Genomic DNA, 17,501 nt, shown 5'->3' with positions numbered 1-17,501 from the left:
CGTTACCCCTCCTGTGCGTGACGGTCGCCGACGAGGTCGCCGGGCAGCGGGGTGGGCGGACCGCCCTCGTAGGTCACGCGCCACAGCGCGGACTTCTCGTGCGCGGTGAAGAAGCCGCGGCCGTAGTCGAGGACGTACAGGGCCCCGTCCGGGCCGAACTTCCAGTCCATGAGGTTGCGGATGCCGTCCTCGCCCTCGGGGACGATCTGCTCCAGGCTCTCCGCGTGCACCGGCAGACCGCCGTCGCCGGCGTTCGCCGGGTCCATCACCAGGGCGTGCCGCGGCTGTTCGCCGTCGTAGAAGTCGCCGACGAACCACTTGCCGTCCCAGTACGCGGGCCACTTGGTCTCGCTGTTGCTCCCGGCGTCGTAGCGGTAGACCGGGCCGGTCATGGCCGCCTGGCCGCCGCCCTTGAGCCAGGGCAGGCGGAAGGTCTGGTCGTCCGTGCGGTAGGTGGGCACGCCCGCGCCGTTGCGCGGGAAGTCGGGGGCGCCGCCCTGCGGCGCGTACCACACGTTGTTGTTCCGGGCGGGCGGGATGTCGACCAGACCGGTGTTGTTCGGCGAGGTGTTCCGCAACGCGTCGCAGTCGTACCAGTCCTGCGGCTGGGTGGGGTCGGGCAGTGTGCGGTCGCGGTACGGCTGCCTGTTGCCCATGCAGTACGGCCAGCCCTGGTTCCCCGCCGAGGTGATGACGGCGAAGGTGTCGTACTTCGCCGGGCCCCACACCGGGCTCGGCTCGGCGGCGTCCGGCCCGACCCAGCCGGCGTACAGCCAGTCGGTCTCCTGGTCGACGAAGATCCGTGCCGGGTTGCGGACGCCCATCACGTAGATCTCCGGACGGGTCTTGCCGCCGCCGGCCTCGTCGCCGGTGAAGAGGTTGCCCTCCGGGATGCTGTACGTCCCGTCGTCCTCCGGGTGGACGCGCAGGATCTTGCCGTTGAGGTCGTTGGTGTTGCCCGCGGTGCGGCGCGCGTCGGCGAACGAGACGCCGCCGAAGTCCGGCTCGGGGTTGTTGCCCGAGTAACCGTCGCTGAACCGGGAGGAGTTGGTGTCCCCGGTGGCGACGTAGAGGTTGCCCGCGCTGTCGAAGTCCATGCCGCCGCCGGCGTGGCAGCAGCTGTGGATCTGCACCGGCCAGCTCAGCAGCACCTTCTCCGAGGAGAGGTCGAGCGTGCCGCTCGTCCGGTCGAGGGTGAAGCGGGAGACGCGCCGCTGCGCCATGTGCCTCTCGCGGTCGATCCCCGAGTGCGGCGTCCAGTGCAGGTAGACCCGGCCGTTGGTGAGGAAGTCCGGGTCGAGCGCGATGCCGAGCAGGCCCTCCTCGTTCTTGACCAGTTCGTCGCCGCCGCCCTTGTTGCCGAACACCTCCAGCGTCCCGGCACGGGTGACCTCCCCGGTGTCCGGGTCCCACACGTGCACGGTGCCCTCGCCCAGGCCGATGCGCGGGTCGTCCCAGTCGGTCACCACCGGCGAACCGGGCATGCCGCCGCCGCGGCCGATGAAGAAGACCCGCCCGTCCTCGGCGATGTCCAGGCCGTGCGGTTCGCCGATCCGGTCCAGCGCGTCGGGCCGGTTGGGCTCGGTCAGCCGGGTGGCCTTGTAGTTGCCGGTGACGGTCGCTCCGCAGTCGGCGCGCGCCAGCCGGGTGGTCCACAGCAGCGCGCCGCGCAGGTGCTTGCGGAAGTTGGCGCCGTCGTAGCCGGCGGCGGTGCCGCCCAGGCCGGTGTAGAACGAGCGGCCGCCGTCGTAGTCGCGGCACCAGGAGACCGGGTGGTCCCATCCGTTCGCGCTCTCACCCGGTGCGTAGGACCGTTCCCGGACGCGGGCTACGGTGTGCACCCGGCCGCTGGGGTTCTCCCGCCAGTTCAGCCACACGTCCTCGCGCGCCCACTCCAGCGGCAGCCCGTCGGTGGCGGGGTGCACCCGGTCGCCGACCTCCACCACCGCGCGCTGCGCCGCCCCCGGGCTCTGGGCGGCCGGCCGCGCGCCGATCAGGCCGGTGAACCACGCCGACTCCGGCTCGGCGCGGGCCGCGTCGTGCAGCCCGACGAAGCCGCCGCCGGACCGGACGTAGGCGCGGAAGGCCGTCTCCTGGGCGTCGGTCAGCAGATCGCCGCCCGACGACAGGAACACCACCGCGTTGTACCGGCGCAGCGACGCGCCGGTGAACACCGCGGCGTCGTCGGTGACCCGGGTGCGGAAGCGGGTCTGCGCGGGCGCCTCCCGGCCGATGCGCCGTACGGCCCGCGCACCGGCCGCGGCCAGGTCCTCGGGCGCGTCGGGGGCGTGGAAGACGAGCACCCGCACGTCGTCCCCGCCCGGCATGGGGTCGGCGGCGTCCCGGGCGTCGCGCGCGCTCGCCTGCGTGCCCGCCAGCAGCGAGACGGTGAGCGTGGCGGCCAGCGCGAAGACGTGCGGGCGGCGGAAGGTGACGGGCCGTCGGCCCCCCGGGCGGCGTGGTCTGCGTCGCATGGTCGTACACCTCTCGCGTAGGTGACAGCAACGCCCAGGGAAGCTAGACGACTTTTCCCGGTCCGCCAATGGCTATGACTGAAAGAGGTCGAACTTTGTCCAGGGGGTGGGCAAACTCCCCGCAGGTTCCTAGCATGAACGGCCGTCAGCTCGTGACAGCTCGTGAACGACGACCCGTGAACGGTGACCGAGAAAGGCATCCGCATGTCGCGATCACGTTTCTCCCGGCGGACCTTCACCAGCGGAGCCGCGCTTGCGGCACTCGCCCCCACCGGCCTCGCCGCCGCCGCGGGCACCGCGGCCGCCGCACCGCGCCGCGACGACGCGGAGGGCGGCTCGGTCCGGCTGATCACCCTCTACGTGGAACGGCTCGCCGACGGGCGGATGGGCTACGGCCTCGAACCGGGCAAGGCCACCGTCCCCGGGCCGCTGCTGGAGATGTACGAGGGCGACACGCTGCACATCGAGGTCGTCAACATGATGGACGTCGCCGCCAGCCTGCACGTGCACGGCGTGGACTACGACATCGACAGCGACGGCACGCACCTGAGCGACAGCGTCGTGCCGCCGCAGAAGACCCGGCTGTACACCTGGACGTCGCACCGGCCGGGCCGGCGCAGGGACGGCACGTTCCGGCCCGGCAGCGCGGGCTACTGGCACTACCACGACCACGCGGTGGGCACCCACCACGGCACCGGCGGCATCCGGAACGGGCTGTACGGCGGGCTGATCGTCCGCCGGGCGGGCGACGTGCTGCCCGACCGCACCTTCACCGTCGTCTTCAACGACATGACGATCAACAACCGGACGGGGCAACCCGGCGACGAGGCCCCCGACTTCACGGCCCGGGCCGGCGACCGCTGCGAGTTCGTCATGATCACGCACGGCGAGTTCTACCACACGTTCCACGTGCACGGTCATCGCTGGGCGGACAACCGGACCGGCCTGCTCGCCGACGAGAACGACCCCAGCCGGATCGTCGACAACAAGATCTGCGGTCCCGGCGACTCGTTCGGCTTCCAGGTGATCGCGGGGGAGGGCGTCGGACCCGGCGCGTGGATGTACCACTGCCACGTCCAGAGTCACGCGGACAGGGGCATGGCGGGCCTGTTCAAGGTCACCGACAAGAACGGCGACCTGCCCTGACCTCCCGGTTCCGCCCGTGCCGCGATCCGCCGGGCGTCACCGGTTTGGCGCCCGGCGTGCCGGGCACGCGGACAGAAGTGCTTCGGACCCGTAGGCACATCCGCGGAAGCGCGACCCACTGTGCGTCGCCCCGCCCGTGCCTCGCAGCTCCCGCGGTGACCGCCCGTCCCGCCCACTCAGGGAGCGCCGCAGGTATGACCAGCACGCAGCACGCACGGGAGCCCCGCTACCGGCCCGCCCGCCGGCCCCACGACGACGCGCCCGACACCGACGCCGCCTTCCGCCGCATGCGGGAGCTGGCGGACGGCCCCGAGCGGGACGAGATCCGGCAGCGCGTCGTCACCGCCTGGATGCCCATGGCCCACCGGCTGGCCCGCCGGTTCCGCAACCGCGGCGAGGCGCTCGAAGACCTCCAACAGGTCGCGGACCTGGGCCTCTTCAAAGCCGTCACCCGCTACGACCCGGACCGGGGCCACGCCTTCGAGAGCTTCGCCGTCCCCACCGTCGTCGGCGAGATCAAGCGCCACTTCCGCGACCACATGTGGGACCTGCACGTGCCGCGCCGGGTCCAGGAACTCCGTAACAAGGTGCGCACCAGCAGGCGCGAACTCGCCCTCGCCACCGAGGGGCCCGCGCCGACCGTCGCCGAGATCGCCGGGCACAGCGGCCTCAGCGAGGAGGAGGTCCTGGTCGGGATGGAGGCCCTGGAGAGCTACCGCACCCTCTCCCTCGACGCCGAACTCCCCGGCTCCGACGACGGGTACGCCCTGGTCGACACCCTCGGCGACTCCGAGCCCGGCTTCGACCTGGTGCTCTACCGGGAGGCGGTCAAGCCCGAGCTGGAACGCCTCCCCGAGCGCGAACGCCGCATCCTCTACCTGCGCTTCTTCCAGGACATGACGCAGAGCCGGATCGCCGAGCAGCTCGGCATCTCCCAAATGCACGTCTCCCGGCTCATCAGCCGCTCCTGCCACCGCATCCACGACCACCTCGAGGAAGAGGAGGCGAAAGCGGACGCGGACGTGGATGCGGACCGCCTCCGCACACCCGCGCACGCGTAACCGCGCACGCCCCCGGTGGTGGGGTTCGCCCCCGCTGCCCGCCGCGCTCGCGCGCCCGGGGCGACGACCGCGCCCCGGTCTGTGAGAGTGGAGGCCATGCGCCACACCGACGGGCACGGCGGCCCGCACCTGACCGCGCTGCGCGACGCCGCCTGCGCGTACTGGCACCGACGCGGCCTGCACACCGGCCCCGGCCAGGTCGTCACCGCGCCCGGCGCCCCGCTGCTGCTCCTCGCCCTGCTCTCCGCGGGCGACCCGGCGGGCGGCGGGGTGCTGCTGTCCCGGCCCGCCGCCGACTGGCACGCCGTCCCCGCCCGGCTGCTGGGGCGCCCCGTCCACCGGGTGCCCGCCCCCGCCGACTGCGGCGGCGTCCCCGACCCGTTCGTCCTGCTGGAGACCGTCCGGCGCGCCCGGTCCGCCGGGGACGACCCGCGGACGCTGGTCCTCTCCGTCGCCGACGACCCCACGGGTACGGCCGTCCCGCCCGAACTGCTGCACGAGGTGTGCGAGGCCGCCTCCGGCGAGGGACTCCTCGTCGTCAGCGACGAGAGCGAGCGCGACACCTCCCACGACCCGCACGGCACGGTGGTCGTCAGCCCCGCGGAGATGCTCGGCGCCGCCCACTCCGGCTCCGTCGTCGTCCTCACCGGTACGCCGTCCGTCGCCCTGGGCCGCTTCCCCGACACCGCGCGCGGCCACGGTCTGGCCCGCGAGGTGCGCGCCGTCCTCACCGCGCTGCACGCCCGGGTCTCCGAGGAGGCCGCGCTGGGCGGGGCCCAGTGGTTCGCGGAGCCCCCCGAACTGCGCGAACGGCGTGCCGCGGAGGCCGTACGGCAGGGAGCGCTGGCCCGGGCGCTGCACGACGCGGTGACGGAGGCCGGCGCCCTGTGCCGGCCTCCGCAGGTCGGGCGGCACGTGTACGCGGACCTCGAACCGGCCCGCGGCGCGCTGGCCGCGCACGGCGTCGAGAACGCCGCGGAGCTCGAGGCGGAGCTGGTGCGGCGGCTCGGGGCCGGGGCCGACGGCGGCCACCGCTACGGCGAGGAGCCGGGTGCGCTGCGGGTGCGTCTGTCGACGCTTCTGCTGACCGGCGCCGACCATCCCGAAGCCCCCGACCCCCTGCGCGCGCCGCACACCGCCCACGCGCTGAGCGTCCTCCGCTCCACCCTCGCCGCCCTCACCGCCGCACCCTGATCCCTCTCCCGGCCCCGGGCCCACGGCGCCGCGACGAAGGCTTACGCGTCGCGCACGCGGGGCCCGCGGAAGCGGCGCCACACCGAGGGCACGAAGCTGACCAGCAGTGCCAGTCCCACGGCCGCCGCCACGCCCTCCCACGGCTCCGGGAACAACGACCCGCCCGCCACCCCCACCAACTGGTACGTCGCCGCCCAGGCCAGGCACGCCGGGAGGTTCCCGCGCACGAACGTCCGCAGCCGCATGTGTGCCAGCAGGCACGCCAGCATCACCGGTATTCGCCCCGCCGGGACGAGCCGGGAGACGACCAGCACGGCCACGCCGTGGCGTTCCAGACCCCGTCGTGCCTGTTCCAGCCGGTCCGGCGGCGCCTTCTGCCGCAGCCGTTCCAGCCACACCGAGCCGCCCTTGGAGCGCAGCCCACGGCTGCCGAGCCAGTACAGCGCGACGTCCCCGGCGAACGCGCCGAGCGAGGCCACGGCGAAGACGAAGAACAGCGGCACCACCGGCATGGCCTGGTGGAAGGCGACCACGGCCACGCTGCTCACCAGCGCGCCGGTCGGCACCACGGGGACCAGCGCGCCGAAGGCGATCAGCACGAAGAGCGTCGGGTAGGCGATGAACCGCTGGGTGTCCAGCGGCAGCGTGCTCGCCGCCGAGGCGAGTTGTCCGAGCCCGGAGACCGTATCCGTCGTCATCGGTGCGCCCCCAGCTGAGCCGTCTCCCCGTGCCGCAGTCGGTGGACGGCGACGCCGGGCGCGAGCCGCCCGGCCAGCCGGGCGAACTCGTCGCCCGGCGCGTGGAACTCGTGCGGCCGCACGGCGTCCATGCCGATGGGCCAGTACGTGCCGTAGTGCACCGGCACCGCACTGGCCGGGGACAGCCGCTTCAGGGCCTGCGCCGCCCGCCGCGCGTCGAGGTGGCCGTCACCCAGGAACGGGCCCCAGCCTCCGACCGGCAGCAGCGCCACGTCCACCGGCCCGACCGCGTCGGCCATACCGGCGAAGAGGCCGGTGTCGCCGGCGAAGTAGGTGCGGGCCTCGCCCTCCACCACGTAGCCCAGGGCACGGATCTGCTGCGGCCCGTAGGGCAGGCGGCGGCCGTCGTGGGCGGCCGGGACGGCGCGGACCCGCACCGGTCCGGCGGGCACCTCGTCCCCGGCCGCGACCTCGACCAGATCGAGCCAGGAGGAGCCGAGCCTGCGCAGACCCGCCACCGCGTCGGGCGCGCCGCGCGGCACCACGACCCGCGTCCCGGCCGGGAGCCGGGACAGCGAGCCCAGGTGCAGATGGTCGGCGTGCAGATGGGACACCAGCACCACGTCCACCGTCGTCACCGAGGGCGGCGGCAGCGCTCCGCGGCGCCGCCGCAGGTGTGCGAGCCGCTGCACGAGCACCGGGTCGGTGAGCACCGAGACACCGGAGTCCCGCACCGTCGCCGTGGCATGGCCCCACCACGTCACGTCGACCGGCACTGGCGCTCCTCCCACTGGGCTGACTCGGCTGAGTCGTGGGTACCCGGTGCGGCGACGCCGCACCCCTCCGAGCGTATGTCCGGCGACGGCATCCCTGCCCGGTCGGGAGCGCACTGTGAAAAAGTGGAGAATGTCGTGCACGCGCAGGGGGCGGTGCACGGCGGCGAAGTGAGGAGGGGACGGCGTGCGGGTTGTGTTGCCCCCGTGGCGCGCGCTGGGCGCCGCGGCACTGCGGGTCCTCGCGGTGTGGGCGGTCAGCACCGTCACCATGCTGATCCTCGCGGGAGGTCTCCCCGACTTCCGCATCCAGCAGCCCGGCGGCGACAGCGCCACCCGTACCGCGGTCACCGCCGCGCTGGGTGCGGGGGTGTTCGGCCTGCTGAGCGCCCTGGTCTGGCCGTTGCTGGTGCGGGCGCTGCTGCTGGTGCCGGCCCTGGTGCTGGGAATCCTGGTCTTCTTCCTCAACGGTTCGCTCCTGTGGCTCGCGCTGGTGCTCATTCCCGAGCGGGGGGACGCGGATCCGGAGACCGCGGTTGTCGTCGCGGCGGCCATGTCCGCGGCCTCGTCCGCGACCAGCGGTTTCCTCGCCGTCCGGGACGACGGCGCCTACCGCCGCCGGCTGGCGCGGCTCGCCGACCGACGGCGCCGGCGTGCGGGCGCCCGGCCGCCCGGCACCCCGGGGATCGTGTTCGTGCAGCTGGACGGGCTGGGCCACGACGTGCTGCAGGAGGCGCTGACCGGCCCGGAGCCGGTGATGCCCACGGTCGCCGCCATGACCCGCACCACGCACCGGCTCACCCCCTGGCAGACCGACTGGTCCAGTCAGACCGGTGCCAGCCAGCTCGGCATCCTGCACGGCAGCAACGACGACGTCCCCGCCTTCCGCTGGTACGAGAAGGAGACCGGCGAGGTGATGGTCACCAACCGGCCGACCGGCGCCGCGGAACTCCAGCGCCGCGCGGTGGAACGCACGGGCGACCACGGCCTGCTCGCCTCCGACGGCGCCAGCCGCGGCAACCTGTTCAGCGGCGGGGCGCGCCAGCTCGCCCTGGTGCTGTCGGTCGCCGCCCGGCGGGGCCGGGACACCCGCTCCCGCGCCGGGTACTTCGCGTACTTCTCCGACCCGGCCAACGCAACCCGCACCGCCGTCTCGTTCTTCGCGGAGCTGTTCCGGGAGGTCGGCCAGTCCGTACGGGCACGGGTGCGCGGCGACCGGCCGCGGGTGGGGCGCGGCGGCCTCTATCCGTTCATCCGCGCCTTCGCGACCGTCGTCGAGCGCGACGTCGTCGTCGCCGCCGTCATCGGCGACGTGCTCAACGGGCGGGCCGCCGTCTACGCGGACCTGGTCGGCTACGACGAGGTGGCGCACCACAGCGGACCGCGCGGCGGCGACACCCGGCAAGTGCTCCGGGCCCTGGACCGGGCGATCGCGCTGATCGCCAAGGCCGCCGACCACGCGCCGCGCCCGTACCGGCTGGTGCTCCTCTCCGACCACGGGCAGAGCGGCGGAGAGCCCTTCCGCAGCGCCTACGGGCTGACGCTGGAGGACCTGGTGCGGGCGGGCTGCGGCGTGCCCGTGTCCCGCAGTGCCCGTGCCACGCGCAGTGGTGCCGAGGCGCGCGCCGCGGCCCGTGCGGCGCTGCACCGTCCCGAGGCCGGGCCCACACCGGACGGCGGGGAACTGCCGCGCAAGGCCGCCGAGCCGGTCGTGCTGGCCTCGGGCAACCTCGGCCTGGTCTCCTTCCCCGACGTTCCGGGCCGGATGAGCCGGGAGGCGATCGACGCACGCCACCCGGCGCTGCTGCGCGCGCTCGCCGACCACCCGGGCATCGGCTTCCTGCTGGTCCACAGCGAGGAGCACGGCCCGGTCGTGATCGGCCCCGGTGCCTGCGAACACCGGCTGGACAAGGGCGACGTGGTCGGCGAGCGTGACCCGCTGGCTCCGTTCGGCCCGTACGCGGCGGACGTGGTGCTGCGCTCCTCGCGCTTCCCGCACACCGCCGACATCATGGTCAACTCCTGCGTCGCCCCCGACACCGGGCATGTGCACGCCTTCGAGGAGCAGATCGGTTCGCACGGCGGTCTCGGCGGCGAGCAGAGCCGGGCCTTCCTGCTCTCCCCGCTCGCCCTGACGGCGCCGGTCACCTCGGACGAGGAAGAACTGGTCGGCGCCGAGCAGGTGCACCTGGTGCTGCGGCGCTGGCTCCGGGAGACCCGGACACTGGGCGAGCGCTGGTCCACCGTGCCGACGGGAACCGGCGCGACCCCCGTGCGGGCCGCAGGTGACGCGGCGGCGGCGGACGGCGACGGCGGCAGGTGCGTGCGCGGTGCGGGCGGGCCCGGCCGTTCCCGCACCGGCCCGCCGGACCGCGAACCCTGCCCCGACCCCGCCCGCGAGGCCGGGGCGGGGGAGCCGGTGGGCGACACCACCTCCTGAGCCCGCCGCCCCGCACGTCCGCCGCGCCGCTCCGCACCCACCCGTCGGCCCGCGACTACCCGCCGGCCCGCGCCGATGCGTCTCCCGCGCGCAGCGGCACGCCCACGTCCCGCAGGTGCCGCAGCGCCTCCCGCCAGGACTGCACCAGCCCGGTCTCGTGGTACGGAACGCCCAGCTCCGCGCAGTGCTCCCGGACCAGCAGCCGGGCCCGGCGCAGGTTCGGGGCGGGCATGCTGGGGAAGAGGTGGTGCTCGATCTGGTGGTTGAGCCCGCCCAGCGCGACGTCCGTGAACCGCCCGCCGCGCACGTTGCGGGAGGTGAGCACCTGCCGCCGCAGGAAGTCGGGGCGTTCGGAGCCGCGCAGCGTGGGCATGCCCTTGTGGTTGGGGGCGAAGATGCAGCCCAGGTACACGCCGAAGACCGCCTGGTGCACGAAGAGGAACGCCAGCGCCGTGCCGGGCGGCAGCATCAGGAACAGCGCCGCGAGGTAGCCGCCGAGATGGGTGAGGAGCAGCGCCCCCTCCAGCACCGGCCGTTTGGTCTCCGGCCGGCGCAGCGCCCGCACGCTCGACACGTGCAGGTTGAAGCCCTCCAGCGTCAGCAGGGGGAAGAACAGCACCGCCTGGTGCCGTCCGACGAAGCGGGGCAGCCCGCGGGCCGCCCGCGCCTGGTCGCGGGACCACACCAGGATGTCCGGCGCCACGTCGGGGTCGAGTTCCTCGTGGTTGGGGTTGGCGTGGTGCCGGGTGTGCTTGGTCATCCACCAGCCGTACGACATGCCGATGCCGAGGTTCCCGACCAGCCGCCCCGCGGTCTCGCTCGCCCTCCGGCCGGTGAACACCTGCCGGTGCGCCAGGTCGTGTGCGGCCAGCGCCAGTTGGCCGAAGACCAGGCCGAGGAACGCGGCGACGGCCAGCTGCCACCAAGACGCGCCGAGCGCGGCGAAGGCTGTCCAGCCGCCCACCAGGGCGGCACCGACCAGGACGAACCGCAGGGCGTAGTGGCCGGGTCGGCGATCCAGCAGCCCGGCTGCGGAGACCTTGCGCGCCAGCCGGGCGAAGTCGCTGCCGCCCGCCCCGGCGGTCTGCGCGGAGCGGGAGCGTGCGGAAGGCGGTACGGCGACCGCGGAAGTGGGTGTCGTCATGCGTCGAGCCTCGTCCGGCGGGGCCCCCGCGGACAGCCGCGCAGGCGGTGTCCCGCAGGAGGGGCACGCCCGCCCCGGAGGGGTGGGGCCGGCCCCACCTGCGCGGGGTGGGACGCCCCCGCACGACGTGCCGGAGGTTGCGCCGTTCGCACGGCCCGGCGTGGCACGCTGGAACCGGCGGCTCCGTGCGGACCGCCGTCACGGCCCTCGCCACCGACGAAGGGAACGCCCGCCATGGCACCCGAGGCCCTGTCCCGGCAGCAGATCGACGAGGCGCTGTCCGGGCTTCCCGGCTGGCAGGCCGACGGCGACACCCTCGCCCGCACCTACGCGTTCGACACGCACCTGCCCGCCGCCGCCATGGCCCTGCACGTCGCGATGATCCAGGACGAGCTGAACCACCACGCCGAACTGACCCTCGGGTACAACCGTCTGGGCATCGCGGTGAACACGCACAGCGCCGGCGGGCGGATCACGGAGCTCGACACGACACTGGCCCGCCGGATCACGGAGATCGCGGCGGGCCACGGTGCGCGCTGACCGGCCGGCCCGTCGGGGCCGGCCGGCCGCCGGCGTCACATCTTCGGCATCAGCACGCCGTCGATGATGTAGACGGTCGCGTTGGCGGTCTGCACGTTGCCGCAGACGACGCCTGCGCTGTCGTTGACGGTGAAGTCCTCACCCGAGCCGGAGACGGTGAGCTTCTCCTTGGCGAGGGTGTCGTAGCTGCCGTCCTCCAGGTCCGCCGGGGTCAGCTTCTCGCCGACCACGTGGTAGGTGAGGACCTTGGTGAGGGCCTCCTTGTCGTTGAGCAGCGCGTTGAGGTCCTCCTCCGGGACGGCCTCGAAGGCGGCGTTGGCCGGCGCGAACACCGTGATGTTCTCGGCGTTGTTGAGCGTGTCGACCAGTCCGGCCTTCTTCACGGCCGTGACCAGCGTCGACAGTGCCGGGTTGTTCGACGCCGCGGTGGCGACCGGGTCCTTCGCCATGCCGTCGAAGGAGCCGGCGCCGTCCTTCGGCACCGACTGGCAGGCCGGGCCGAAGGGGCCGTCGGCCTGGGTCGCGCCGCCGGTCTCCTCGTCCTTCTGCCCCTGGTCCTGCTTCTTCTCCTCGGAGGAGGACGAGCCGGAGCCGGAGCCGCTGTCACCGCCGTCGCTGCCGCAGGCGGTGATGCTCAGGGGCAGGACGGCGGCGGCGACGGCGGCGACGGCGGCGCGGCGTACACGGGTGGCGTTCATGAGGGATGCTCCTTCTTCGAGGGTGACAACTGCGTACACATGTGGAGAAATGGGTGTTCGGTGGGCGCACGAGGTCCGGTGCGCGGCGTCGAGGTCGGGCGGCCGGTGGCCGGCCCGGCCCCGGTCAGCTCACGTCGACCACCACCGAGTGCCATCCGGTCGCGCCGTCGGGTACGGTCCCGGCGCGCTCACCGGTCTGTACCTCGCCGTCGCCGTCCGTGGCGCGGACCTCGAGGGTGTGCGACCCGGAGGTGGCGGGCCACTCCCACACCCACTGGCGCCAGGTGTCGACGCCGGCCTGCTCGGCCAGCCGCGCCTCCCGCCACGGGCCTCCGTCGACGCGGACCTCCACCCGGCTGATGCCGCGGTGCTGGGCCCAGGCGACACCGGCCACCGGCACGGTGCCCGCCTCCGGTGAGGCGAACGGCTTGGGGGTGTCGATGCGCGACTGGGTCTTGATCGGCGCCTTCGCCGCCCAGTTCCTGCGCACCCAGTAGGCGTCGTAGGCGTCGAACGTCGTGAGTTCGATGTCCTCGATCCATTTGCAGGCGGACACGTAGCCGTACAGGCCGGGCACCAGCATCCGCACCGGGAAGCCGTTGTCGAACGGCAGCGGCTGTCCGTTCATGCCGACCGCCAGCATCGCGTCTCGGCCGTCCATCACGGTCTCCACGGGGGTGCCGATGGTCATGCCGTCGACCGAGCGGGCGACGATCTGGTCGGCCCGGCCGCCCTCGGACGGCGGCCGCACGCCGGCCTCCCGCAACAGCGGCGCCAGGGGGACGCCGATCCACCGCGCGGTGCCCACGTAGCTGCCGCCCACCGGGTTGGAGACGCAGGTCATGGTGATGTCCCGCTCGATCAGGCGCCGCTTCAGCAGGTCCCGGAAGCGGTACGTGACCGGCTCGCGTACTCCGCGGCCGTGCAGTCGCAGACGCCACGTCGTGGCGTCGACCTTCGGCACCACCAGGGCGGTGTCGACGCGGTAGAACTCGCTGTTCGGCGTGGTGAACCGGCTCACCCCCGGCACCTTCAGGTCGGCGCCGGCGGGGATCGGCCGCGCGGCGTCGCCCGGGCGCGGCAGGCGCACCCGGCGCCGGGACGCGGCGGCCGAGGAGCTGCCGCCCAGCTCGAGCCCCGCTGCGCCCGCGCCCGCGGAGGCCACCGCCGCGGTCGTCGCGGCGATCACGAAGCCCCGCCGGTCGAAGTCCCACCGGCCGGCGCCCGAGGGGCGCATCACCGCCGGCTGTTCCGCCTCTTCCTCGGCCCCCTCGGGCGTCGCGCCCGGTCCGGAGGCCGCGGTACGGCCGCCCCCAGCAGGCCCGGTCGCGTCGGCCGTCTCGGCGCCGAGGCGGCCACTGAGCAGGTACAGCACCCCTGCCCCGGCGAGTCCGCCCAGCACCGACGGCAGCGCGTCGAGCGCGGCGGCGGCCGTCCTGCTGAGCGCCGCCGCGACCCCGACCACGCCGAAGAGCAGCACTCCCGCGGAGGCGAGCCGCCGGTGCCGCAGCGCCAGCAGGCCGAGTCCGAGGGCGAACAGCCCGATCAGCGCGAGCGTGCCGCTCTCCAGCACCAGCTTGTTGTTCGAGCCGAACGTGTCCAGGCCGAACTGGGTCACCGCCGGCGGCGACAGCTCGATCACCGCGTCGCCCACCGCGTTCAGCGGTGCCGCCTCCGGGCGCACGAAGACGGCGGTGAACTGCGCCACGGCCAGGGCCGCGCATCCGGCCAGCAGGCCGCTCAGCGCGCCCAGCGCCGGACGCACGGTCCGCGGGGTGTCTCGATCTTCGCTCACGTCCGCCATTCGGCGCGGGGCCGCCCGGCGGATTGGTCCCTCATTCGAAAGAGTGGAATCCGGTCCTGTCGTCGGCGTTTTCCCGTCGCCGACCAATCCGCGGGCTCCTCAGCGCCGAACGCATCCGAGAGCGGTTCGAGCGCCGAACCGTCGGTGGAGGCGACGCCCCACCGCGAGGAAAGGAGCCAGATGGCGGAGCAACGGCGACGGACGGCCGTGGTCGGCAGCGGGGTGGCGGGACTCACCGCCGCGTACGTGCTCCGGCGGGAACACGAGGTGACGCTCTACGAGGCGGACGACCGGCTCGGAGGCCACGCCCACACCCACGAGCTCGCGGGAGGGGACGGCCGGCTCCACCACGTCGACTCGGGCTTCATCGTGCACAACCGGCGCACCTACCCGCACCTCCTCCGGCTCTTCGCCGAACTCGACGTGCCCACGCAGGAGTCGGAGATGAGCATGTCCGTGCGGTGCGAGGGCTGCGGGCTGGAGTACGCGGGAGCGCGCGGCGTGCGCGGCGTCCTCGCGCAGCCGCGCAACGTCCTGCGCCCCGCCTACCTGCGGATGCTCGGTGAGGTGAAGCGCTTCCACCGGCGCGCCCGGGCCCTGCTCGCCCGTGAGGAACGCCCCGGCGACGACCCGGCCCGTCAGACCCCGCAGACCCTCGGCGAGTTCCTCGACGAGGGCGGCTTCTCCCGCTACTTCGTCGCCCACTTCATGACGCCCGTGGTCTCCTGCGTGTGGTCCTGCGCTCCCGGGACCGCGCTGCGCTACCCGGCCCGCTACCTGTTCCGCTTCCTCGCCCACCACGGCTTGCTGTCCGTCTCGGGATCGCCGGTGTGGCGGACGGTGAGCGGAGGTTCCCGTACCTATGTGGAGCGGATCGCCAAGCAGGTGGAGACGGTGCACACCGCCACTGCGGTCCGCGCGGTGCGGCGGCACGCCGACGGCGTGCGGATCACCACCGAGGACGGCGGCACCGCCGGGTACGACTCCGTGGTGCTCGCCACGCACCCCGACCAGGCGCTGCGCCTTCTCGCCGACCCGAGCGACGACGAGCGGCGCGTCCTCGGCGCCTTCCGCTACTCGCGCAACGAGACGCTGCTGCACACCGACGCGAGGCTGCTGCCGCGCAGCTCCGGGGCCCGCGCCTCCTGGAACTACCTGATGCCGTCCTGCCACACCCCCGCCGACCGCGTGCAGGTCAGCTACCACATGAACCGCCTGCAACGCCTGGACGCCGCCGACGACTACGTCGTCACCCTCGGCGCCGACGACCGCGTCGACCCCGGCCGGGTACTGGCCCGCATGGTCTACGAACACCCCGTCTACACACCGGAGTCGGTCACCGCTCAGGCCGGCCTGCCCGCCCTCAGTGGCCCCGTCACGGCCTACGCCGGCGCCTACCACGGCTGGGGCTTCCACGAGGACGGCTGCCGATCCGGAGTGGAGGCGGCCCGCGCACTGGGGGTGACGTGGTGACGCCTCACCTCCCCGCGCTCTACCTGTGCACGGTCGCGCACACCCGCACCCGGCCGTTCCGGTACGCCTTCCGCCACCGCACCTACCTGTGGTTGGTCGACGTCGACGACCTGCCGCGGCTGCCGCGCGCGCTGCGCCCGCTCGCCCGCTTCGACGCCCGCGACCACTTCGCCGACACCGCGGGGGAGATACGGGACGGTCTGGAACGCTTCCTGGCCGGCCAGGGCCTCGCCCCGCCCGCCGGGCGGGTGCTGATGCTGGCTCACGCCCGCGTCCTGGGCTGGGTCTTCAACCCCCTCACGCTGTACTGGTGCCACGACGCCGAGGGCACCCTCCAGTACGTCGTCGCCGAGGTCCACAACACCTACGGCGAGCGGCACGGCTACGTGCTGCTGCCCGACGAGACGGGCGCCGCCAGGGTGCCCAAGGAGTTCTACGTCTCCCCGTTCTTCCCCGTCGACGGCTCCTACCGGATGCGGCTCCCCGAACCCGGCGCGGACCTCGACCTGACCGTCCAGCTGGAGCGGGAGGGGGGACGTCCGTTCACCGCGACCGTGCGGGGCCGGCGCCGTCCCGCCACCGCCGCCGCCCTGCTGCGCGCCGCGCTGCGGCACCGCTGGTCCACCCTGGCCGTCTCGGCCGCCATCCGGATGCACGGCATCCGTCTGTACCTGCGCGGTCTGCCCGTGCAGCCCCGTCCCCGACACCGTCCCCAGGAGGGCGTTGAGTGAGCGTGTCCATCTCGAGCTCGATCCCCGCGACCGACCCGGAGCGATGGCCGGACGTCGCCAGGGTGCCGCGTGTCTCCGGTCTCCGCAGCGCGATAGCCGCCCGCATCGTCCGCCAGGCCCTGGCCCGGCTGCCGTTGCGCGTGCGGTTCCCCGACGGCGAGAGCCTCGGACTCGGCGGCCCGCTCCTGGACCTCCACGAGCCGGAGGCGTTCGTCGCGCGCATCGGCCACAGCGGGCTGATCGGCTTCGGCGAGTCCTACATGGCCGGGGAGTGGGACGCCCCCGACCTGGTCGGCGTGCTCGACGTGCTGGCCGGCAACGTCCAGACGCTCGTCCCCGCCGGACTCCAGCGGCTGCGCCGCGTGTGGGAGCTGCGCCGGCCCTCCGCGCAGCGCAACACCCCCGAAGGGTCCCGGGAGAACATCCACCGGCACTACGACCTGTCCAACGACCTGTTCGCGCTGTTCCTCGACGCCACGATGTCCTACTCCTCCGGCGTCTTCGAGGGCTTCCCCGCGTCCTGGCCGCAGCTCGCCGACGCCCAGCGCCGCAAGATCGACCGGCTGCTGGACCTCGCCGAGGTCGGGCCCGGCACCCGGCTGCTGGAGATCGGCACCGGCTGGGGCGAACTCGCCCTGCGCGCAGCCGAACGCGGCGCGCTGGTGGACAGCGTCACGCTGTCGCGGGAACAGCAGGAACTCGCCCGGCAGCGGATACGGGAAGCCGGGCACGAGGGCCGCGTCCAGGTGCGGTTGTGCGACTACCGCGAGGTCGAGGGCACCTACGACGCCGTCGTCAGCGTCGAGATGATCGAAGCGGTCGGCGCCGAGTTCTGGCCGCGGTTCTTCACCACCCTCGACGACCGGCTGGAACCGGGCGGCAGGGTCGCGCTCCAGGCCATCACCATGCCGCACGACCGGATGCTGGCCACCCGCAACAGCTACACCTGGATCCACAAGTACATCTTCCCCGGCGGCATGCTGCCCTCGGTCGAGATCATGTCCCGCATCACCGAGCAGCGCACCGCGATGCGGGTCGCCCGCTCCGACGGCTTCGGCCCGCACTACGCCGAGACGCTCCGCCTGTGGCGCGAACGTTTCTGCGACCGCGCGGACGAGGTCGGCGCTCTCGGCTTCGACGACACCTTCCGCCGCATGTGGACCTTCTACCTCGCCTATTCCGAGGCCGGGTTCCGCTCCGGCTACCTCGACGTACGGCAGCTGCTGCTCACCAAGGACGGCGGGCGTCCCCGCACCACGAACGACAAGGAGACCGCGCACATGGCCACCGCCCCGACGGAGGACGCGGCGTGAACCGCCCCGCCC

At 73.9% G+C, this 17,501-nt stretch carries 14 protein-coding genes; 8 read left to right on the top strand and 6 right to left on the bottom strand.

What is annotated here, in order from left to right; genetic code table 11:
• Positions 1 to 2: 2 nt before the first annotated feature.
• Positions 3 to 2,474, bottom strand: coding sequence for a ThuA domain-containing protein (locus RM572_RS15285; RefSeq protein ID WP_394813613.1), 2,472 nt, complete (start codon positions 2,472 to 2,474; stop codon positions 3 to 5).
• A gap of 204 nt (positions 2,475 to 2,678) precedes the next feature.
• Here RM572_RS15285 and RM572_RS15280 point away from each other — a divergent pair, with 204 nt between their 5' ends.
• The 3 genes from RM572_RS15280 to RM572_RS15270 all read left to right on the top strand — a co-directional run bounded on the left by RM572_RS15280 (position 2,679) and on the right by RM572_RS15270 (position 5,875).
• Positions 2,679 to 3,620 carry a multicopper oxidase domain-containing protein gene (locus tag RM572_RS15280; RefSeq protein ID WP_311673898.1) on the top strand — a complete coding sequence of 314 codons (942 nt, stop codon included), beginning with the start codon at positions 2,679 to 2,681 and terminating at the stop codon, positions 3,618 to 3,620.
• A 194-nt stretch (positions 3,621 to 3,814) separates the two neighbouring features.
• The gene (locus tag RM572_RS15275; protein WP_311673897.1) at positions 3,815 to 4,681 is read left to right on the top strand and encodes a SigB/SigF/SigG family RNA polymerase sigma factor; all 867 of its coding nucleotides are present in this window, start codon (positions 3,815 to 3,817) and stop codon (positions 4,679 to 4,681) included.
• A 96-nt stretch (positions 4,682 to 4,777) separates the two neighbouring features.
• Positions 4,778 to 5,875, top strand: coding sequence for an aminotransferase class I/II-fold pyridoxal phosphate-dependent enzyme (locus RM572_RS15270; RefSeq protein ID WP_311673896.1), 1,098 nt, complete (start codon positions 4,778 to 4,780; stop codon positions 5,873 to 5,875).
• Positions 5,876 to 5,916: 41 nt separating this feature from the next.
• Here RM572_RS15270 and RM572_RS15265 read toward each other — a convergent pair whose 3' ends face one another.
• Both RM572_RS15265 and RM572_RS15260 read right to left on the bottom strand, forming a co-directional pair.
• Positions 5,917 to 6,573, bottom strand: a complete 657-nt coding sequence (locus tag RM572_RS15265) for a DedA family protein (protein ID WP_311673895.1) — start codon at positions 6,571 to 6,573, stop codon at positions 5,917 to 5,919.
• Complete coding sequence (locus tag RM572_RS15260) at positions 6,570 to 7,349, bottom strand: MBL fold metallo-hydrolase (RefSeq protein ID WP_311673894.1); 780 nt, start codon at positions 7,347 to 7,349, stop codon at positions 6,570 to 6,572. The genes RM572_RS15265 and RM572_RS15260 overlap by 4 nt, the downstream gene beginning before the upstream one ends.
• A gap of 184 nt (positions 7,350 to 7,533) precedes the next feature.
• Between RM572_RS15260 and RM572_RS15255 the strand changes: the two genes are divergently transcribed.
• Positions 7,534 to 9,786: a phage holin family protein gene (locus tag RM572_RS15255; RefSeq protein ID WP_311673893.1), complete on the top strand. Its 2,253-nt coding sequence runs from the start codon at positions 7,534 to 7,536 to the stop codon at positions 9,784 to 9,786.
• A gap of 55 nt (positions 9,787 to 9,841) precedes the next feature.
• Here RM572_RS15255 and RM572_RS15250 read toward each other — a convergent pair whose 3' ends face one another.
• Positions 9,842 to 10,930, bottom strand: coding sequence for a fatty acid desaturase family protein (locus tag RM572_RS15250; protein ID WP_311673892.1), 1,089 nt, complete (start codon positions 10,928 to 10,930; stop codon positions 9,842 to 9,844).
• Positions 10,931 to 11,164: 234 nt separating this feature from the next.
• On the opposite strand from RM572_RS15250, the gene RM572_RS15245 reads away from it, so the two are divergent.
• Positions 11,165 to 11,470, top strand: a complete 306-nt coding sequence (locus tag RM572_RS15245; protein ID WP_311673891.1) for a 4a-hydroxytetrahydrobiopterin dehydratase — start codon at positions 11,165 to 11,167, stop codon at positions 11,468 to 11,470.
• A 35-nt stretch (positions 11,471 to 11,505) separates the two neighbouring features.
• On the opposite strand, the gene RM572_RS15240 is transcribed toward RM572_RS15245, so the two are convergent.
• On the bottom strand, positions 11,506 to 12,168 hold the full coding sequence (locus RM572_RS15240) for a fasciclin domain-containing protein (RefSeq protein ID WP_311673890.1): 663 nt from the start codon (positions 12,166 to 12,168) through the stop codon (positions 11,506 to 11,508).
• A 124-nt stretch (positions 12,169 to 12,292) separates the two neighbouring features.
• Complete coding sequence (locus RM572_RS15235; protein ID WP_394813612.1) at positions 12,293 to 13,972, bottom strand: molybdopterin-dependent oxidoreductase; 1,680 nt, start codon at positions 13,970 to 13,972, stop codon at positions 12,293 to 12,295.
• 180 nt (positions 13,973 to 14,152) lie between these two features.
• Here RM572_RS15235 and RM572_RS15230 point away from each other — a divergent pair, with 180 nt between their 5' ends.
• Genes RM572_RS15230 through RM572_RS15220 form a run of 3 tightly spaced genes read left to right on the top strand, consistent with a single transcriptional unit; the run spans position 14,153 to position 17,489 of the window.
• Entirely contained in the window at positions 14,153 to 15,445 is a 1,293-nt protein-coding gene (locus RM572_RS15230; protein WP_311673888.1) for an NAD(P)/FAD-dependent oxidoreductase, read from the top strand.
• Positions 15,442 to 16,176: a DUF1365 domain-containing protein gene (locus RM572_RS15225; protein WP_311673887.1), complete on the top strand. Its 735-nt coding sequence runs from the start codon at positions 15,442 to 15,444 to the stop codon at positions 16,174 to 16,176. The genes RM572_RS15230 and RM572_RS15225 overlap by 4 nt, the downstream gene beginning before the upstream one ends.
• On the top strand, positions 16,173 to 17,489 hold the full coding sequence (locus RM572_RS15220) for a cyclopropane-fatty-acyl-phospholipid synthase family protein (protein WP_311673886.1): 1,317 nt from the start codon (positions 16,173 to 16,175) through the stop codon (positions 17,487 to 17,489). The genes RM572_RS15225 and RM572_RS15220 overlap by 4 nt, the downstream gene beginning before the upstream one ends.
• The last annotated feature ends 12 nt before the right edge of the window (positions 17,490 to 17,501 follow it).

The sequence above is a fragment of the Streptomyces hazeniae genome (genome assembly GCF_031845485.1).
Lineage (GTDB): Bacteria > Actinomycetota > Actinomycetes > Streptomycetales > Streptomycetaceae > Streptomyces > Streptomyces hazeniae.
The sequence above is the reverse complement of the archived record's forward strand: the minus strand, read 5'-3'. Positions and strand labels throughout refer to the sequence as shown.

Excerpts from the sequence above, each read along its gene's own strand:
- RM572_RS15245 (WP_311673891.1), top strand. The coding sequence starts at position 11,165 with ATGGCACCCGAGGCCCTGTCCCGGCAGCAGATCGACGAGGCGCTGTCC.
- RM572_RS15275 (WP_311673897.1), top strand. The coding sequence starts at position 3,815 with ATGACCAGCACGCAGCACGCACGGGAGCCCCGCTACCGGCCCGCCCGC.
- RM572_RS15270 (WP_311673896.1), top strand. The coding sequence starts at position 4,778 with ATGCGCCACACCGACGGGCACGGCGGCCCGCACCTGACCGCGCTGCGC.
- RM572_RS15265 (WP_311673895.1), bottom strand. The coding sequence starts at position 6,573 with ATGACGACGGATACGGTCTCCGGGCTCGGACAACTCGCCTCGGCGGCG.
- RM572_RS15230 (WP_311673888.1), top strand. The coding sequence starts at position 14,153 with ATGGCGGAGCAACGGCGACGGACGGCCGTGGTCGGCAGCGGGGTGGCG.
- RM572_RS15240 (WP_311673890.1), bottom strand. The coding sequence starts at position 12,168 with ATGAACGCCACCCGTGTACGCCGCGCCGCCGTCGCCGCCGTCGCCGCC.
- RM572_RS15235 (WP_394813612.1), bottom strand. The coding sequence starts at position 13,972 with ATGGCGGACGTGAGCGAAGATCGAGACACCCCGCGGACCGTGCGTCCG.
- RM572_RS15280 (WP_311673898.1), top strand. The coding sequence starts at position 2,679 with ATGTCGCGATCACGTTTCTCCCGGCGGACCTTCACCAGCGGAGCCGCG.
- RM572_RS15250 (WP_311673892.1), bottom strand. The coding sequence starts at position 10,930 with ATGACGACACCCACTTCCGCGGTCGCCGTACCGCCTTCCGCACGCTCC.
- RM572_RS15285 (WP_394813613.1), bottom strand. The coding sequence starts at position 2,474 with ATGCGACGCAGACCACGCCGCCCGGGGGGCCGACGGCCCGTCACCTTC.